Source organism: Cellvibrio japonicus Ueda107 (assembly GCF_000019225.1).
GTDB classification, from domain to species: domain Bacteria; phylum Pseudomonadota; class Gammaproteobacteria; order Pseudomonadales; family Cellvibrionaceae; genus Cellvibrio; species Cellvibrio japonicus.
This window is the reverse complement of the sequence record NC_010995.1, coordinates 688,712-706,522: the sequence shown is the minus strand read 5'-3', so window position 1 is coordinate 706,522 and position 17,811 is coordinate 688,712. Positions and strand designations below refer to the sequence as shown.

15 protein-coding genes are annotated in these 17,811 nt (G+C 54.5%); 1 reads left to right on the top strand and 14 read right to left on the bottom strand.

The annotated features are described in order from the left end of the window. Window positions 1–5 precede the first annotated feature (5 nt). The 14 genes from CJA_RS02825 to CJA_RS02760 all read right to left on the bottom strand — a co-directional run bounded on the left by CJA_RS02825 (window position 6) and on the right by CJA_RS02760 (window position 16,464). Window positions 6–1,268, bottom strand: a complete 1,263-nt coding sequence (locus CJA_RS02825; protein ID WP_012486257.1) for a pyridoxal-phosphate-dependent aminotransferase family protein — start codon at window positions 1,266–1,268, stop codon at window positions 6–8. A 39-nt stretch (window positions 1,269–1,307) separates the two neighbouring features. Beyond that, a complete protein-coding gene (locus CJA_RS02820; protein WP_012486256.1) occupies window positions 1,308–2,135 on the bottom strand; it encodes a sulfite exporter TauE/SafE family protein in 828 nt (275 codons plus the stop codon). After that, a complete protein-coding gene (locus tag CJA_RS02815; protein ID WP_012486255.1) occupies window positions 2,128–3,717 on the bottom strand; it encodes a gamma-glutamyltransferase family protein in 1,590 nt (529 codons plus the stop codon). The genes CJA_RS02820 and CJA_RS02815 overlap by 8 nt, the downstream gene beginning before the upstream one ends. Beyond that, window positions 3,717–4,898 (bottom strand): amidase, encoded by a 1,182-nt coding sequence (locus CJA_RS02810; RefSeq protein WP_012486254.1) that lies wholly within the window; start codon window positions 4,896–4,898, stop codon window positions 3,717–3,719. The genes CJA_RS02815 and CJA_RS02810 overlap by 1 nt, the downstream gene beginning before the upstream one ends. Window positions 4,899–4,973: 75 nt before the next feature. Next, a complete protein-coding gene (locus CJA_RS02805) occupies window positions 4,974–6,074 on the bottom strand; it encodes a purine nucleoside permease (protein WP_012486253.1) in 1,101 nt (366 codons plus the stop codon). Next, a complete protein-coding gene (locus CJA_RS02800; RefSeq protein WP_012486252.1) occupies window positions 6,074–7,000 on the bottom strand; it encodes a phosphorylase family protein in 927 nt (308 codons plus the stop codon). The genes CJA_RS02805 and CJA_RS02800 overlap by 1 nt, the downstream gene beginning before the upstream one ends. Window positions 7,001–7,034: 34 nt before the next feature. After that, the gene (locus tag CJA_RS02795) at window positions 7,035–8,312 is read right to left on the bottom strand and encodes a tetratricopeptide repeat protein (RefSeq protein ID WP_049765389.1); all 1,278 of its coding nucleotides are present in this window, start codon (window positions 8,310–8,312) and stop codon (window positions 7,035–7,037) included. Window positions 8,313–8,371: 59 nt separating this feature from the next. Then, window positions 8,372–9,004 carry an energy transducer TonB gene (locus tag CJA_RS02790; protein WP_012486250.1) on the bottom strand — a complete coding sequence of 211 codons (633 nt, stop codon included), beginning with the start codon at window positions 9,002–9,004 and terminating at the stop codon, window positions 8,372–8,374. Then, the gene (locus tag CJA_RS02785) at window positions 9,004–9,411 is read right to left on the bottom strand and encodes an ExbD/TolR family protein (RefSeq protein WP_012486249.1); all 408 of its coding nucleotides are present in this window, start codon (window positions 9,409–9,411) and stop codon (window positions 9,004–9,006) included. The genes CJA_RS02790 and CJA_RS02785 overlap by 1 nt, the downstream gene beginning before the upstream one ends. A gap of 83 nt (window positions 9,412–9,494) precedes the next feature. After that, complete coding sequence (locus tag CJA_RS02780) at window positions 9,495–10,007, bottom strand: MotA/TolQ/ExbB proton channel family protein (protein WP_012486248.1); 513 nt, start codon at window positions 10,005–10,007, stop codon at window positions 9,495–9,497. 17 nt (window positions 10,008–10,024) lie between these two features. Then, window positions 10,025–11,401, bottom strand: coding sequence for a MotA/TolQ/ExbB proton channel family protein (locus CJA_RS02775; RefSeq protein ID WP_012486247.1), 1,377 nt, complete (start codon window positions 11,399–11,401; stop codon window positions 10,025–10,027). 12 nt (window positions 11,402–11,413) lie between these two features. Continuing rightward, a complete protein-coding gene (locus tag CJA_RS02770; protein WP_012486246.1) occupies window positions 11,414–12,169 on the bottom strand; it encodes a DUF3450 domain-containing protein in 756 nt (251 codons plus the stop codon). Window positions 12,170–12,241: 72 nt separating this feature from the next. Beyond that, on the bottom strand, window positions 12,242–14,659 hold the full coding sequence (locus CJA_RS02765; RefSeq protein WP_012486245.1) for a TonB-dependent siderophore receptor: 2,418 nt from the start codon (window positions 14,657–14,659) through the stop codon (window positions 12,242–12,244). 281 nt (window positions 14,660–14,940) lie between these two features. Further along, window positions 14,941–16,464 carry an adenosine deaminase family protein gene (locus tag CJA_RS02760; protein ID WP_012486243.1) on the bottom strand — a complete coding sequence of 508 codons (1,524 nt, stop codon included), beginning with the start codon at window positions 16,462–16,464 and terminating at the stop codon, window positions 14,941–14,943. 324 nt (window positions 16,465–16,788) lie between these two features. On the opposite strand from CJA_RS02760, the gene puuE reads away from it, so the two are divergent. Continuing rightward, window positions 16,789–17,685, top strand: coding sequence for an allantoinase PuuE (gene puuE / locus CJA_RS02755; protein ID WP_012486241.1), 897 nt, complete (start codon window positions 16,789–16,791; stop codon window positions 17,683–17,685). The last annotated feature ends 126 nt before the right edge of the window (window positions 17,686–17,811 follow it).

Here is a 17,811-nt window from a genome sequence, read left to right as displayed (position 1 = left end):
GCTCCTTAGCGGATATCCGCTGTTTCAGCATAAACGGCCAGGGCGCGATCCACACCGGCATTGGCACTCATGGCGTGGCCGGCGCGACGCAATACCGCCTCCAGTGCAGCCAGGGTTTGCAATACTGCATCTTTGCGCGCGTTATAGCCCATGGTGCCGATACGCCAGATTTTGCCGTGCAATGGGCCAAAGGAGGTACCGATTTCAATGCCAAAATCGTTCAGCATGCTGCTGCGCACCGCTTCACCGGCAATGCCGTCAGGGATGTATACACCGACAACATTGTGCATTTTGTAGCGCTGGTCGCCGAACAGTTGCAGGTTCATGGCCGCCAGGCTTTCGGCCATGGCACGGCCGTGCAGGCGATGGCGCTCAATGGATTGATCCACCCCCTCCTCCAACAAAATGCGCGCGCATTCGCGGGCACCGTAGAGCATGGTGGTAGCTTCGGTATGGTGGTTGAGGCGCTCTTCACCCCAGTAATCCATGATCATGCCCAGGTCAAAATAATTGGAGGCGATACGGCGGCCACTGCCCACCTGGTGCTGTGCGGTGCGAATGCCCGCTTCGACATGGCGGCGCTGGCGAATGCGCTCGACGGCTTTTTCACTCAGTGTCAGGGGCGCACTGCCCGAGGGGCCGCCGAGGCATTTTTGCAAACCCACGGAGACGGCATCCAGCTGCCAGGCATCGGTCTCAAATGGATTGCCGCCAATCGAGGCAGTGGCATCGGAATAAAACAACACGCCGTAGCGCGCACAGATCGCCCCCAGGTGTTCGAGCGGTTGCAACAGGGTGGTGGAGGTATCGCCCTGCACAATCGCCAATACCTTGGGCTGCACCTGCCGGATAGCCTGCTCAATTTCTTCCGTTGTAAATACTTCCCCCCAGGGACGCTCGATGCGGTGCACCTCGGCACCGGCGCGCTCGGCAATTTCACACAGCAAGTGACCGAAGCGACCGAAGATCGGCACCAGGATTTTATCGCCCGGTTCCACCAGGGACACCAATACCGCTTCGATACCCGCGCGCGAAGTGCCATCGACCAACAGCGTCCAGCGGTTATTGGTTTTAAACACCGCGCGATAGAGCGCCATGGTGTCATTCATGCACTGCGTCATGGCGGGATCGTATTGGCCGACCAGTTGCGCTGACATGGCGCGCAGCACGCGCGGGTCTACGGTGATGGGGCCCGGCCCCATCAACAGGCGCGGCGGCGGCGCAAAGGGCCGCAGCAAGGCGGCATCGACCGTGAATTCATTTGACATGGTAAATCTCCACTCTCAACACAACAGCTGGCTGTGCCTTTATAAACTCTGCACCACTTGCATCAGCATACGACCGCCACTGATACACAAAAAAACAGCGAATACGCGCTTTAACATCACCGCATCCAATTTCGCCCCCAGCCACGCACCCACGGGAGCAAGCAACACGGTGAGCGGCACGATCAGGGCAAAGCCGGGCAGGTTTACCGCACCGATCATGCCCTCGGGGGCGTCGGCGGGCGTACTGGCGAATAACATTGCCAGGGCACCGGGAATGGAAATCAGTAAACCAAAAAATGATGCCGTACCAACGGCGCGATGGGAGGGATAATTACAGGCCGTCAATAGAGGCACACCGATGGTGCCGCCGCCAACGCCCATCATGACCGAAAAAAATCCTATGCCTCCCGCCATGCTGCCCTGCCCCACAGCACCGGGTAATTGCCGGGCCAGTGGTGGCGACTTAGCGCGCAACAACATGTTGAGCGCAACCAGGATGGCGATCACACCAAACACGGTGCTGAGCAATAAACCCTTGGCCCGCAGGGCCACACTGCTGCCGGCAATAACACCGATGACCATCCAGGGCCACCAGCGCTTGATCAAGGCCCAATCGACATTACCGCGCTTGTGGTGGGCGCGCATGGAGGAAATACTGGTGGGTACTATTACCAATAACGATGTGCCGGTAGCCACCAGCATTGCCGTTGCCGGACTCACACCCAGCCCCTGCAAGACAAAATACAGCACCGGCACGATGACAATACCGCCGCCCACCCCGAGCAGGCCGGCGAGTATGCCCGCGCAGGCGCCCGTGGCCAGCATGGCGATCATGGTGGGCAACCATTGCTGCAATAGATCACTCATGGGTATGCTCCACCACACCGGCACCATCGCTGCGCGGATCGCTCACTGCATCGGCACTACCATCGCGGCGGCTGACCACAGCGCCGGCATGGCCCATTAGTTCACTGTGCAGGGGAACAGCGCGCAACTGATGGCCACGCGCGCGCAAGGCGTCACCCACCTGCTCGTATAAATCCTGTTCCAGTTTCAGATCCTGTTGCTGGTCGCCCCAGGTGCGACCGAGCAGCCAGCGCCCGCGCGCAATGGCGTCCGCCAGGGGAACACCGTCATAGAGATAGCGGGTGAACAAGGCTGATTGGGTTTGCGGTTGCCCTTCACCACCCATGGTGCCATACACCATACGGCGACCATCCTGGAGTAATGCCAGGGCCGGGTTGAGCGTGTGAAAAGGTTTCATCCCCGGCAGCAGGGCATTGCGCGCTTGGGCATCCAATTGAAAACTGACACCGCGGTTATTCCACACCAGTCCCGTAGCGGGAATCACCACCGCTGCACCAAATTCCCAATAAATACTCTGGATAAAACTGACCATCACCCCCTGCTGGTCCACACAGCCCATCCAGACAGTGTCACCGGGTTGGGCAATATGCGGCCAGGGCAATGCCTGCGCCGCAATCTGTGTTGCGCGTGCATCCAGATAATCATCGGTTAACAACTGCGGCCATTGCGCACTCAGGCGGCGCGGATCAGCGACCTGCGCATCGCGCACCAGAAAAGCCTGCTTGGTACATTCGATCAGGGCGTGCACGCGCTCCACGTCAGACCAATCGGATTGGTAAAGACGATCGTAGAGTGCCAGGATCATCAGTGACGCCACACCCTGTGTGGGCGCTGGCAAGTTGTAGCACTGGCCAACGCGCGTTTGCACGCTAAGTGGTGTGACGAATTGCGCCCGGGTTTGTTGCAAATCGCCAAGGCGCAGGGGGCTGCCCGCGTGCGACAGGTAATCAGCAGTGTGTGTTGCCAGGTCGCCGTTGAATATCGCGTGCAAACCCTTGGCAGCCAATAATTCCAGCGTGTTGGCCAGGTCGGGATTGCACAGGTAATCGCCCTCGCACAGCACCTGCTGGCGCGGTGTAAATAATTGCCGGAACGCCGCATTGCCGGCATTTTCGGCCAATAGCTTTGCGCTGGCCTGCTGCAAGCTGCGGGTTACACGAATGCCATCGCGCGCCAGGGCAATGGCAGGAGCCAGCAAGTGCGATAAGGGCAAGGCCTCGGCCAGGCTCCATTGTTGCGCCAGTTCGCGCGCGCGCTGGTAACCGGACAGGGTTGCGCCCGGTGTGACGCAAGCCAGGTGGCCGCGCCCGGGAATCTGTGCATGGCCCTGTTGTTGATACCAGTCAATACTGGCCAATTGTGCGGCAGCACCACAGGCATCAATCGCACACGGCGCCTCACCCGGTTTATGGATTAACCAGAAACTGTCACCCACCAGGCTGTTCATATGCGGGTATAACACCGTCATCGCAGACGCGGCGGCGATCATCGCATCCAGTGCATTGCCGCCCTCGCGCAATATCTCCATGCCGACCTGTGCCGCCTGGGCATGGGGGGCAGAAAAAGCCGGGACATAACGCATTACGCCAGACTCCCGTTCATTAATTCAGTGGCGACTTGTAACAGGGCTTTATCGGATCGGTGTGGTCCTAACAGGGACACGCCCACCGGTGCGCCCTGTTGCTGCAATACCGGCAAATGGATTTGCGGCAACCGCGCCAGGCCTGCCGGTGATGTCAGCCCCATCAGCTGACGGCGGTAGGCGTCCATCCAGGCGGCATCGGCCCCCAACAAGGGCGCCGGTCCGGGTGTGGTGGGCATGACAACCAGGTCCACCTGGTCGAACCAGTGTTCAATCTCCCGGCAGAGTTGCACGCGCATCTGCTCAGCCTGTTGCTGCTGGTCTTGCGTTAATTGCGAACACCACTGGAAACGCGCCTGGATATCCGGCGCAAAACGCGGTTGCTGCTGTTGAATCCAGACGCCATGGGTACACCAGATCTCATAGCCCTGTAATACGCGGAAGGTTTCACTCGCGCGCGCCAGCCACGCCTGTTTCACAAACAGCGGCTTAAATACCTGCAACACCGGTTGGCTGTCCAGCCATTGCTGGTGTGCACTGGTCCAGAGTGCGGCGCCGTTCATCTCCGGCAACAGGAGTGATACACGCCAGGGTTTGCGCGCAGATACCGACAGGGATGGCGGTAGCAACACCTCGCCCACCGCCTGCAGGGTTTGCGCATCGCGGGTGAGCCAACCGACTGTATCGAATGCCGGCGCCAGTGGAACCATATGGTCGCTGGGAATGATTCCATGGCTGGTGCGAATCCCCAGCAGGCCGTTGTAACTGGCAGGCACCCGGATGGAGCCACCGGTATCAGTTCCCAAACCGATATCAATTTCCTGTGCGGCTACCGCAACGGCAGAACCACTGGAAGAGCCACCGGGCAAGCGCTCCGGCGTCACAGGATTGCGTGGCGCGCCGTAATGGCTATTTAATCCGTTCAAGCTGTAGGCCAGTTCATCGGTTTGGGTTTTACCGATCAGTTGCGCACCGGCGGCCAATAAGGCTTCAACCACGGGCGAGGTCTGCCGGGGCACAGGATGGGTGCGCAGCCAATCCGGATTACCAGCGGCGGTGGGCAACCCGGCGATATGGAATAAATCCTTAACGCCCAGGCGCAAGCCGGATAAGCGGGTGGAGGATGGACTCGGATGCACATAGTGTCCCCGCCAAGCGAAGACACGTTGATCTAACGACATGAAGTTAACTCTTGCGTATTAAACAATAACCGGCCCGGCACACGACAACACCACTCATACCACTGACACTGAACACTATGGCAAGTCCGCGGGTGTCGGCAGCTTATCCTTATAGGTTTCCCAATGGCTCAGGATCTTATCCATCACCGCCGTCCCTACAATATAGGCAGACTCCAGTGAGGCATCCAAGCCGGCATAGCCTTCGTTTTCCGCCAGCAGGCTTTCCACTGCGCTAACACCGGGTGGTGGCATGGTGTAGTTACTGCCGGTGCGCAGCACCATCAAACGATTTTTGTCAGCCTTGCCGATATTGTGCAGCATGCTGATCGATAAATAGGTACCCGTATCCTCCATCGCCGAGGTAACGAACTCACCCTGGCCATCGGTCCAATAGCGCGTCCATTTGTTCGCCCAGTCATTCATGATGGCGCCGTGCCAAAAGGTCATGGCCGCCAACTGGTCGCCCTTGAGTACAAAGGGCGGTTTTTGCGCATTAGGGTGTCCGGTATAAAGCGCGCGGGTATCGGCCAAACCGGGAAGGTCCGGCAATTCAATATCTTTGGTGAGTTGATAGGCCCACTCGGTGAGCTCCGGGTTCAAACGCCACATTTCACCGGTCGGCTTCGGCTTATTGGGGTCATAGGGCTTTTGGGTATGCCGGGCAAAATAACCGGTTTCCCAATCAGCAGGAATTTCCCGCGCATCAATTTCATGGCCCAGGTCGCCATCGACCAGGTATTCCGCCCAGGCAGCCGAACCGATAGAGGCGTCCTCCGGGTCTATACCGGCAATCCCCGCCACCAGCCAATAGGCTTTGCTGAAATCAAAACGCGGGTCCATTCCCAGGGCCATGATGCTGGCCGTGGAGTAGGCCGTTCCTATACCGGTCACTATGCCCATCACGCCGGTTGTTTCATTCATGTAAATATCGTGATAGCCATTGGGAAAGGGGAAACGGGTATCCAGCTTCTGGCGCTCTTTCCACAATTGGAATTCACCGGCTTTATCACCGGTGTCCTCTCCAATTTCAAACATGGTCACCACCACAAATTTCACCGGAATCGGTGCTGCGACTACTGCGGCAGTCGCTACCGTCTCGGTGGGTTTTTCGGAGCAGCCCGTCAGCACAGCCAGGGCCAGCACAGACGATAACAACAGTCGGCTAATAGTTTTCATCAGTGATCCTTTTGCGCTTGTGAGGTCATTTCAGGGTGGTTGATCAGGCCATCGGCCACACGGGGTTTGCCGTGCAAGGCCGCAATGGGTTTTAACGAATTCAAGACAATGTCCAGGCTCAGTGGATTAATCACCGGATAGAGTTCTTTCATGAGCGAGAAGTCCCACTCACCCACTCCCTCCGCCGGATTGGAAATCACCACGACAGTGGCGTAGTTAATGCCCAGCTGGCGCGCGTAGACTATTTCGGTGCCCACACTCATGGTCACCAGGTCGCCACCCCATTGGCCGAACATCTTAATTTCCGCTACGGTTTCAAAGCGCCCGCCGCGCGCCTGCACGATGACACCCTTATCGTGCACCTTGAACGACTTGTAACGCTTGTCCGCCTTGATCGCTTTGCGGGTCTGTTCAAGCAGGATCTGACGCAGGTCCGTGTCCATCGCCGGTGTCAGGCGCGGCAGGGGAATCGCATTGGGATCGCGATACACTTGCTTCGGAAAACCCAGCGGCCGATCAATATTCATATCAATCAGGTCGTGCGGAATAATGTAGTCATAGACTTTCATGCTGGGATTAATCGCACCTGCCGTCGCGCCACCAATTGCCTCCTCCACACCCAGGTCATAAAGCGCCACCCAGGTTTGCTGCCATTGGCCATCGCCGTGGTTGTGCACATAGTAAAAAGGGATACCGTCCCACTCGGCGTAATAGATCTTGGGCGAAGTACCCAATGTGGTTTCCAGCGTAAATTCTTTCTTCACCACATCGCGATAGAAAAAAATATCGTTCAAAAAAGTCCCGCCAATCACAGCAATACGCGCCCTGGGAATATCAGCAGGCACTGCTGCACTGGCGGCAAGCGGGATGAACACAAAACAACACAGCCATAACACCAACACCGGTTTAAAACGATACAACGACATAAACAACTCTCTTCTATTCAGCGGCCTCACCGCATCAGGACTCGGACTGGTTGCGCGTTACCCAGTTATGCTGGCGGCGCAAATCTTCAGCGTACTTCAACCAGGAACCGGCTTGCTTTTCGCTATAGGCATAGGCGCGCGCCTTGCGAAACGCCTCCAGGCCCTGGTCGAATTGGGTTTGCTCCGTCATGACAATCCCGAGTATCAACCAGGCCTTGCCCGGTTCCTTCAGTTTGGCATTCAGCGCTTTACGCAAGGCCTGCTCTGCCGGTTTCCACTTCGCCTGCTCCACATAAATATTGGCGATGCGCACATAGGGATCACCACTGCCGGTAATACCGGCCAACTCTTCAAATACCGTCACAGCCGGTGTTGTTTCCCGCGCAGCCAGCCAGGCATTGGCGAGCAAATCCACCCAGGCTTCATTGCGCGGCACCACCTGTTGACCCAGTGCAGACTCCAGCAGGCGCGCCCCCATTTCCGGTACGCCCTTGGTGACGGATAATTGCACCAGGGAGCGAATAGAGCTTTCTTTTTCCAACACGCCCATCTTCCAGGCCAGCTGCAAACTGGCGAGCCCTTTCATATCTTTTCCCTGCAACACATATACGCTGGCCAATTGCTCCCAGTACTCGGACTTTTTAGGCCATTGTTTAATAGCGGCTTGCAATGCCTCTGCCGCCTGGGCGTAATCCTTTAACTCAAAACTGCAGGCGATATACAACTGGAACCAGCTTTCGCGCGGTTCCTTACCCGAGTTAATTGCCTGTTTTACGTAGGGGATCGCCTTGGCGTAGTCACCGGTCTGGGCAAAAATGTTAGCCATGAAAATAGCCTGATCCGGCGTCGGTGATGCCAGGGTTTTAAACCACGCTTCGGCAAATATCAGGGCCTCCTGGTATTTCTCCTGCGCGGCATAAAGCTGGGCAACCATATAACCCACGTTGTATTTCACATTCTCCGGCAGCTTATTGAGCGCCAGGCTGCGTTTGAGGTAATCAATTGCATTGGCATAATTGTTATTACCCATTTCGGTATAACCGAGCATTTGCAATACCAGTGCTTCATCGAGGGAATCCTTTTCGACTTTGGCATGCAAGGCTTTTAAATCCTGCAGTGCGGCTGCCGTCTGGTTAGCAGAAATTTTTTCCTGGATACTGGTCAGCTCTTTAAACGTGGATGCACTGACCGAATTGCCTGCCGCCAGTGCCGAAGGGGCGCCAGTGACGGCAGCGACCAGTAAGCCAACGCGCACAAACCGGCGCATGTAACGGATAGTGTTGGCAGCAAAAACCTGTGAGCGAACTCGCATAGCAATACCTGTTTCAAATAGCACTACTTGTTAATTCAGTGAATACCATGAATCTGCTATTACTGATTCAGTTTGAATTCCATCGTCTGGCGCGCACGCTGGGACTCCGGTTTACCATTCACAATTTTCGGGCGGAATTTCCAGCGCTGCATCGCCTGGATCGCCGCCTGGTCAAACAGGCGCGGTGGATCTGACTCCAGTACCTGCACATCGGCCACAGTACCGTCCGGGCGGATTGTCACCGCCATGGTGACGCGCCCTTCCAACTTCGCCTGCTTTGCGCGCTGTGGATAGGCGGGCGGAACACGCACGACCGGAATCACATCGGTATCAAAACCGGACAGGCCATCACCCGCGGACAAGGTGCCCAGGAACGGCCCGCTGCCCTTGTTAACCTGGGTACCGATTTTCGGCATCTGCATACTCAGGTCGGTTGTGTTGGCCATCATCTGGTTGCTCAAATCCGGCACATCCGGTGGTGTCTCCGGTGGCGGTGGCGGCTCGGGCAAGCGACGATCCTTGGTATTCACATCGTCATTGCGATTATCGACACGCACAAAATTCAGGTAGGTATGGCTCTTGTCTGGCTCCTGGAAAATACCATCGGTCGCAATCAGCAGGCGCATGGATAAAAACACCAGCACTGCCAATACCATCGCACCTGCCAGGCTGACGCTGTATTTGGCAAGCATTAGTCGTTCTCCGAAGCGACAGAAACCGAGGTGGCTCCCGCGAGGCGCGCCTGGTCCATGACTTCAATCAGGGTGTGGGTGTTGGAATCGCGGTCCGCCACAATAATTACAGAGGCGCCCGGATTTTCCGCCAGCGATTTCTCCACGTTGGCGCGAATCGCACGCTTATCAATCTGGCGCTTGTCCATAAAAATCTGGTTAGCGGCGGTGATGCCAATTTGAATTGCATTAGATTCAGTGACGACCGAAGTCTCTGCCTGTGGGCGGGTGACATCCACCCCGGACTCCTTAACAAAGGTCGAGGTCACGATAAAAAAGATCAACATGATGAATACCACATCGAGCATGGGCGTCAGGTCAATTTGACTTTCTTCTTCATCGTTGAGTAAAAAACGGTTATCGCTCATAACAAACTCTCTTGCACCCAGTGCCTGGAAAATCAATCCGCTATCGCAAGGCTATCGATAGCAACTATCGGTAACCAGCATATTTAATGCGTCGGCATAGCCTCTGCGTTTTCGCGCAGCTCACGCAAGTAACGGCGTTTTAATTCGGTCGCAAAGGGAATGCCCAGCAGTGAAATCACCATCCCGGCCATGGTGGGAATCGTTGCCGCACTCACACCATTGGCCATGGCGCGCGGGTTGCCCGACCCCAGGTAAGCCATCACTTCAAAGACCTGGATCATGCCGGTCACCGTTCCCAGTAGCCCGAGCATGGGCAGCAGGGCGATCAATGCCGGAATTAATGTCATGCGTTGCGACATCATGCAATCCAGTTCCGAGAGCAGCTGCTTGCGCTGCTGCTCTGCAACCCAGGACGATTTGTCGACACGCGCATTCCAGGCATCGCGACGCTGTTGGCGCAGTGCCGGATATTCACGCAGGAAAAACCAATAACGTTCAATGATCAGAAAGAACAACCAGAAGGTCACCAGCAAAATACTCCAGAGTACATTGCCGCCGGTATTCAGAAAATCACTGAGGGATGAAGCCAGGTTCATGGCAATTACCTCTTGTTTCAGGCCTTGGACTGGGCAATATCAACCGCTTTTTCGGCGATCATTCCCGAGGCCTGCTCACCAATTACCTTGCCCAGCTGTTGTGCGCGACTGCCCAGCATATTGCTCGACAACAACAGCGGAATCGCCACAACCAGGCCTTGCACTGTGGTTACCAGCGCCTGGGAAATACCGCCGGCCATGAGCTTGGGATCGCCGGTGCCGAACAGGGTAATGGCCTGGAAGGTACCGATCATACCGGTCACTGTACCCAGCAGGCCCATCAGCGGCGCAATGGCAGCCATCACCTTGATGGTTGATAAACCCTTGCGCAATTCCGCCAGGTCCTTAAAGATGACCTCGTCGAGTTTTTTGCCCAACACATCCAAATCTTTCAGGTGTTTGTTTTCGTAGTAAGCCAGCATCATGCGTCCCAGCGGGTTGTCGTCGGACGCCCGCCCCATATTTTTCAATTGCTTTTTCATTAATGCCGAGATGCGTGAAAGTTTGATCATGCGTTCAGCCACAATCAGCATGCCGATAAATCCCAGCAGGATAATGGCGTAACCAACTTCCTGACCCTGATGCACACGCTCCATAAAACTGGGCGATTGCACCAGCAAACCCAACAGGGCTCCGCGCGAGGGATCGAGTGCAAAATCAACACTGCCACCACTGGCCTTACTCATGCCTGCCGCGGTCGAGCGAACGGAGCCGGATGGTTGACGGGCCAACTCAACCAACTGCTGGCTGTCGGATACGTAGTTCAGGTATTTATCGCCACTCACAATGTTAAATGTCCCTACCCGTGTGACGGGGGCGGTGTAGGCTTCACCACTGGGTTTAACAATGCTGGTGTCAAAACGGCTCACCACCGCCGACTGGGAAATCTCCTGCAGCATCAACGTCCACAATTGCTGCATCTGTGGAATCGTCGGTACCTCTTTGGTACTGGCGAGGGATTCGATCAGCGCCTTGCGCTCGGGGTACTCCACGGTAATCAAGGAATCAAACAGCAACTGCTGGGTATCACCCGCCATCTGGCGAAACACACCGAACAATTCGCCCAGGTTACCGGTGCGCTTGCTTAACTGGGTACTCAACTCCGCCAATGCGGTTTCATTCGCATCAAACACCTGTTTCATGTCATCGCGCTTTTTTTCTTCTACGGCAAGCTTGGCTTTTACATCAGCCAACATGGCTTTCTGTTCGCTGGCCGCGGCGCGAAAACGCTGTTCGCGCTCGGTATTGTGTGCAGCCTCTGCGCTGACCTCTTTGGATATCTGCTGATAAAGGCTGTTGAGCGAATCTGCCGATTGCGCATGGCCACCCAGGGCAATTCCCATCACCAGGCAACCTGCGATAGCGCGCGGAATAAGGTTAAACATCGATTTCATAACAGCGTATCCTCACTTGGCAGGTGCACTGACAGGCAGTGTCAGCAATTCTGGCGGCGTTTGTTTGCGGGCAATACGCAAACCGTCGCGCACAGCAACACGATAATGACTTCCCAGCATATGCCAGGCTTTTTGCTGCGGGTTCCAGTGTCCGGTTTCACTGCCATCCAGTGTCTGGTAATACAAGCCAACGCGGCCAATACGTAAAAAATCTACCGTGCGCGCTTCGCTATCAATGACCAATTCACCACGATAGGCTTCGATGGTGCGCCCGTATTCCACTTCAACTAAATAAGCCTCCATGATGCGGCGATATTTTTCACCAGCGGTAACATCCGCACGATCAATCAGCGCTTTCAGGTTATCAATCCGCTCCTGGCGCTCCTCTTTCAGGAAAGGCACATCCACCTTCACCAGATCGGCAAGGGTATCAGTCATTTTCAACATCAACGGCAAGGCACCGGTTTCAATATTGTCTATCTCCGCCGTTTGCCGCTGGATACTATTGATTTCGGTCTGTTGCGAGGCGATTAGCTTCGCCATTTGCTGATTGAAAATAGTCAAACTTTCCAATCGCTGTGATGCCGTGCGAAAGGCCTGCAAATCGTCAGCCGTCTGATCTGCCAGCGCATCGATACGCGCCTGACTGAGCGCCGCGCTCTTGTCAATGCTCTCCTGCTTCTGCAAGGTTTCCTCTACCGCCAGCGCTGGCAGCGCGAAGAGGCCAGCTGCGACCAATGCAGCGCCCAGGGGTTTACGCAAAAACATAATCAACCTCGATTGTTGTGGAGGCTTGCCGCGCAAGCCTCCGTTCACATCATCAATATAAAAGCCAACGACTTAAAACTTGAACGACGCCGTCGCTACAAAGTGACGCGGCAACTCCGGCAACACGATGGTGCTGCCAAACAGGTCGGGGAAGTTAGCGCGGAAGTAGCGCTCGTCCGTCAGGTTTTTACCCTGCAAACCAAAGGTCCATTCGTCGGTGGTGTAACTGATACCGGCGTTTAACAGGGTGTAGGAAGGCAGCTTAATCGCCCTGGAAAAACCGGAATAAGTGGCATCAGCCTTAACCGCACTTGCGGTAAAGCGGATACCATTACCAAAGTCATAGGCACCGGTCAGGCTGTACATGTTTTCAGGGATACCGGATTTTTTAGCGTCATCTTCACTGGCCACACCATTCAGGCCTTTCATAACATATCCATAGAACAGTGAAGGATCAGTAACACCGGTCAGGTCCCCAGCCCCCAGAAAGCCAAACTGCGAGCCACCATCAAGTGCTGTCAGGTTAGTAATTTCCAGGTGCGTCATAGCGGCCGTCATCGTGAAGTTACTGGTTATCAGGAAGCGGGCTTCCAATTCGTAACCTTTCGATTCGGTAGTATTGTTACTGACCTGATCCTGCGCACTGTAGTTAGTACGGGTTTGCTCAAACCAGGCTGCCGCAACATAGAGACGATCATCAAAGAAGCTGCCTTTTACACCAACCTCCTCCAGCTCAGAATCTGCAATCGCATTTCCACCATTGATCAGGTCAGGGGAAATTTCAGATCCCTGCCCCATCACGATGGTTGCCTGGGTAGATTTGGTGATATAAGGCGTTAAACCAAAATCTGTTTTGTAGGAGATGCTCGCTGTCCAGGAGGTGCCATCCTCTGTTTCCGACGCAACAACATCCGCTGGCGTACCACGCCTTTTTTCTCCAACTTGTGTGGAATTCAAGTCCAGGTAGTCATAGCGTGCCCCCAAGAGAACACCCAGTTTTTCAGCGATGGTGTAATCCGCCAGAAAAGCCAAACCATAATCGGTAAAGTCGCCGACCAAATAGTTGGCATAATCCGAGTCGGTCACCGTTGCCAACAGTTTTCTATCCAGGGCGGTGGAAGGCTTGGACAAATCGCGACGATCAAAATATTCGTAATCGAAGTCATCGCCTTGTTTGAAGTCGGTGTAGCGAATGCTGGGTGATATTTGGTAGCTGGCTTTCAACCAATCAGCGTGCTCTGCCTCAAAAGCAAAAATCAATTGGTCTTCGAAGGCGTAGGTATCCACAAATTGCGAAAAGCCATAAGCATTTTCGTTAATGTTCTCCAACTTCTCGTAAAACGCCTTGTTAGTAATGGTAAAGCTGTCACTGACATTGTGGATCACATCGAAATACAGGGTCGTCACCGTCGTCACCAACTGATCTTCCGGTGCCACCATGGTCTGGCTGCCTTTGAGCTTGGTGGTACCGACATCCTGCAACGCCCAGGCAGATTTCATATCACCATTGACAACATCGCCAGGGCTGACAAAAAAGCCTCCACCACCAAAAGACGCAATCCACGCATCGTATTCGTCCGGTGAGTTATAACCGTCTCCATCGGTATCAACAGATGTCGGGGAGCCGGTAATGTAAGTACCATTGTCGATCAGGTCCTGCGTCAGGCGGTTCCAGCCAGCTACCTGGTTGCCATCGTACTCGTGGTACATTCCGCCGAATTCAAAACGGGTTTTATCGCTAAAATCCAGGTTGAACGAGGCTTGCAAAATATTCTGGTCGGTACCGGAGTTTTCGTAGTAACTGCCAGAATTTTCGGTTTCAGCATAGAGATAATAACCGAGGCTCTTTTCACCGATAGAACCCGGGCCGCCTACTTCGGCAGAGACAACATTCTTATCCCAGCTACCGCGGGTCAGCGATATTTTCCCTGTCGGTTTTTCCAGGAACTGACCGGTTTCTGCACGGGCAGACTTGGGCTCGAAATTAAGGTAGCCCCCGATTTTGGACGGGCCATAAATGGGCGAGGCCGGGCCGCGCACAATGTCGATACGGTCAGTGGCTCCAATCGGAGTGGGATAGTTCCCGGGGTTATTCACACGGCGAACACCGCGGAAATAAACTTCACCGGGCGTACCGCGCACATCGAGCGAGCCGGCCACACCAAAGAAGGATTGGGTAAAAGCACCGGGGGAAATCAGCACCAGGTCATCGATATCGGTGATGGCATAGCTTTCCATCATGTCGGCGCTTACCGAGGTAACACCGCGCGGGGTTTCAAGGATGGTCTTGCCAAAGCCAAATACCGATTTCACCGGTTCGGTAGGCATCAAGCCCATGGTGTCTTCTACCTGTCCTTCTGCGGTATAGGTTTCCAATTCAACCACGTCTTCTTTGGTGTCCTGCGCCATGGCAGCAGGAACAGATATAACGCACCCCAGACTAATCATTAACGCAAGCTTTTTCGGCGTGAAACGGTTCAGTATGATCATGAGTGAGCACTCCAAGGTCTAATATTTAGTAGTACCAGAACAACCAAGCGGATTGAGCAAGCGCCGTGCCATTTCCTGTCCAATTGGTTACATTTTACAAATAAACAATTAATTTCCTTATATTTCAATAAATTAAAAACAATAAAAAACAGTTCAATTGTTTATTAATATAAAAATACAGGTTTTTACATTCCTGGTACCGAATAGAAAAGCTCCCTGATGATGCAAAAGCATGTGCCATGCACAGCCTGGATGAACCAGGATGTTGCATGGCCGCCCCCTCAAAAATCACAGAGTTGGTAACGCTTGCAGGTAAAGCTGTAGGACACAGGTTTAACCCCCTTCAGGCTGGCCACACCCTTCTGGCGAAATTGCCTGGCGAATTGCCGGGCACGCCGTTCATAGGTGGCCAGCAATTGCTGCTTGATGTCATCTTCAACAAAGCTGTATTGCAGTGAGTTGCGGCTCAGGGCTTGCAGCTCGGCCCAGCTGAGGTTGTATTCCTTCACCGCCACAAAAAATTCGTCGGTGAGATTGGAGTCCCACATGCCGCGATCATCGGTAGACAAGGCGACAGGAATACCCAGGCGCAAATATTCCGGGAATGGATGCTGGTCATAACTGGCGATGTATTCGAGCAGCAGGTTGGAAATCAAATTGATCTCAACCATATAGGGACCGTGGCGCATCTGGCGCAACAACTCTTTGTCGCTGATCAGGTTGACGCCGTGGCCAATACGATCAGCGCCGATCAGCAGCGTGTCGCGGATGTGGTAATTGGGCTCATCCACTTCACCGGCATGAACCGACAAGCGCACGTTGTTGTACTTTTTGCGCAGGTCGCGCAGGGTTTGGGCAAAGCGCAGTGGATAGCCCTTGTCGTTATCCTCGCGTCCCACCATATTGACGGCCACATACAGGTCGCGGTGACGCGCGACTAATTCGTAGGCCCTAATCAATTGCAATTCTGCATTGGGTGCAAAACGCAAAATAGATTCTTGCAGGCGCACAGTGACACCCGTGGCCTTGGCATCAGCTTGCTGCAAGCGTTTGCGATAAATATCGACTACCTCATCATTGGCAATAGGCTTTCCATCCGGGGTGCGGAAGCCGCCGGAGCCCATCATCGACTCCAGGTAGATCAATCCCTCTGCGCCAAATGCCTGCATGTTTCTGTAGAGCATTTCCGCTTCCATATAAGGGCTATAGAGCAGTTCATCCATGCGCTGCCAATGGGTTTGGAAAAACTCATCGCGCCCTTCGTGCTCGTGATTCAAACGGATGCTATCGAGCCAGCCAGCCTTTTCTTTCTCGTTCAATTCCGCCAGGGGCTTATACTCTGCTTTTTCACAATCCGGTAATTTTTCATAACTGGATTCGAGCAGGTTATGGAACAGTAATAAATAGGGACGCCGACCAAATTCATTGTTGCCAAATGCACGGCAATTATTAATGTTGACCTTGGTATAAAAAATGTAGCCATGGGCTTTTTGCGCCAGTGCCAGTTCGTACATCCACTCCGACAGCACGGAACCGCTCATGTGGTTATGCAGATCACCGCCCTTGGGCATGGCATATAAAAAGGTATACAACTCCGCATCAGTTGCCCTGGTTTTAAAATCTTCGAACCAGGCATCATCAACCAGCTCGGGTTTAGCCAGGGCAGGCTGGGAGGGAATGGGGTACAGCGGCGCAGGCTGGGCCAACATGGGTTGCGCTATTAAGGTTTGGCTGACCGCCCAACACCCGACAATACAGAAGAACTTGCCCGCAACACGGGCAAAGGACAGGTTGCGCAATAACATAGCGATTTCTCTTTTTCTGATGAAAGATGCGTGATAGCGGGGAAACAGCTCGGCAGAGCACCGGGCGCAAGGGTTAATGCAATTGTGATACCAGTAAGCCGAAGCCGTTATTTACAGGCCCCAGCACCGACAATATCCTGTCCAAATGGTCGAGATTTGTTTTAATCTGGTGCATGAATTCCTTTTTTGCCCAGTAATATTGCGGCTTTTGCCTATCCATCCTACCCAATACAAGCCTGTACACTGGCACAGAATTTGATTGGCTCTGATAAGGCATTGAAATTACATGCACTGTGCAATTTGTTTATTGATTAAGGCGTTTTTATGACTTATCCGCGCGACCTGATGGGTTATGGCCCCCGGCCGCCCCACGCCCGCTGGCCAGGTGGGGCACGTATCGCCGTGCAATTTGTTATCAACTATGAGGAGGGCGGGGAAAACTGTGTGCTCCACGGCGATCCGGCCTCGGAGACTTTTCTGTCGGAAATTATCGGCGCACGCGCTTACGAAGCGCGCCATATGAGTATGGAGTCCCTCTACGAATACGGCAGTCGCGCCGGTTTCTGGCGCTTGCACCGGCTCTTCGGCAAATACCAGTTACCCGTTACTGTCTACGCTGTCGCCATGGCCATGGAACGCAACCCGGCCGCCGTGGAAGCCATGCTGCAATCCGATTGGGAAATTGCCAGCCATGGCTATCGCTGGATCGATCATCAATTTATGCCGCTGGAGCTGGAGCGCGAACATATCCGTACCGCTATCGAGATACACACCCGGTTGACCGGCTCTCGCCCACTGGGTTGGTACACCGGGCGCGATAGCCCCAACACCCGCCGCCTGGTGCTGGAAGCCGGGGGCTTTATGTATGACTCGGACTCCTATGCCGATGACCTGCCCTACTGGACCCGGGACTACGGCAGGCCGCACCTGATCATCCCCTACACACTGGATACCAACGACATGCGTTTTGCCGCAGCGCAGGGTTTTAATTCGGGTGAGCAATTTTTTACCTACCTGCGCGATGCCTTCGATGCACTTTATGCCGAAGGCGAACATTCTCCCAAAATGCTCAACATAGGTTTGCACTGCAGGATCATTGGCCGCCCCGGTCGGATCCAGTCCCTGGAGCGATTTATCCAACACATACTGGCCCATCAGGACGTGTGGGTCTGCCGGCGCATCGACATCGCCAACCACTGGTATCAGTACCACAGCCTGTAGACGAAGCGCGGGAGGTAAGCCCTTAACTCCCGCTTTTTAATCCAGCCCTTCCCCCCACCAGAGCCATAAATTTTCCACCGCCCTCCTTGTTGGCATCCCTTTGATTTTTATAAGAAATCCAAAAGG

Excerpts from the sequence above, each read along its gene's own strand:
- puuE (WP_012486241.1), top strand. The coding sequence starts at position 16,789 with ATGACTTATCCGCGCGACCTGATGGGTTATGGCCCCCGGCCGCCCCAC.
- CJA_RS02820 (WP_012486256.1), bottom strand. The coding sequence starts at position 2,135 with ATGAGTGATCTATTGCAGCAATGGTTGCCCACCATGATCGCCATGCTG.
- CJA_RS02775 (WP_012486247.1), bottom strand. The coding sequence starts at position 11,401 with ATGAAATCGATGTTTAACCTTATTCCGCGCGCTATCGCAGGTTGCCTG.
- CJA_RS02780 (WP_012486248.1), bottom strand. The coding sequence starts at position 10,007 with ATGAACCTGGCTTCATCCCTCAGTGATTTTCTGAATACCGGCGGCAAT.
- CJA_RS02810 (WP_012486254.1), bottom strand. The coding sequence starts at position 4,898 with ATGTCGTTAGATCAACGTGTCTTCGCTTGGCGGGGACACTATGTGCAT.
- CJA_RS02760 (WP_012486243.1), bottom strand. The coding sequence starts at position 16,464 with ATGTTATTGCGCAACCTGTCCTTTGCCCGTGTTGCGGGCAAGTTCTTC.
- CJA_RS02805 (WP_012486253.1), bottom strand. The coding sequence starts at position 6,074 with ATGAAAACTATTAGCCGACTGTTGTTATCGTCTGTGCTGGCCCTGGCT.
- CJA_RS02790 (WP_012486250.1), bottom strand. The coding sequence starts at position 9,004 with ATGCTTGCCAAATACAGCGTCAGCCTGGCAGGTGCGATGGTATTGGCA.
- CJA_RS02815 (WP_012486255.1), bottom strand. The coding sequence starts at position 3,717 with ATGCGTTATGTCCCGGCTTTTTCTGCCCCCCATGCCCAGGCGGCACAG.
- CJA_RS02800 (WP_012486252.1), bottom strand. The coding sequence starts at position 7,000 with ATGTCGTTGTATCGTTTTAAACCGGTGTTGGTGTTATGGCTGTGTTGT.
- CJA_RS02785 (WP_012486249.1), bottom strand. The coding sequence starts at position 9,411 with ATGAGCGATAACCGTTTTTTACTCAACGATGAAGAAGAAAGTCAAATT.
- CJA_RS02825 (WP_012486257.1), bottom strand. The coding sequence starts at position 1,268 with ATGTCAAATGAATTCACGGTCGATGCCGCCTTGCTGCGGCCCTTTGCG.
- CJA_RS02795 (WP_049765389.1), bottom strand. The coding sequence starts at position 8,312 with ATGCGAGTTCGCTCACAGGTTTTTGCTGCCAACACTATCCGTTACATG.
- CJA_RS02770 (WP_012486246.1), bottom strand. The coding sequence starts at position 12,169 with ATGTTTTTGCGTAAACCCCTGGGCGCTGCATTGGTCGCAGCTGGCCTC.
- CJA_RS02765 (WP_012486245.1), bottom strand. The coding sequence starts at position 14,659 with ATGATCATACTGAACCGTTTCACGCCGAAAAAGCTTGCGTTAATGATT.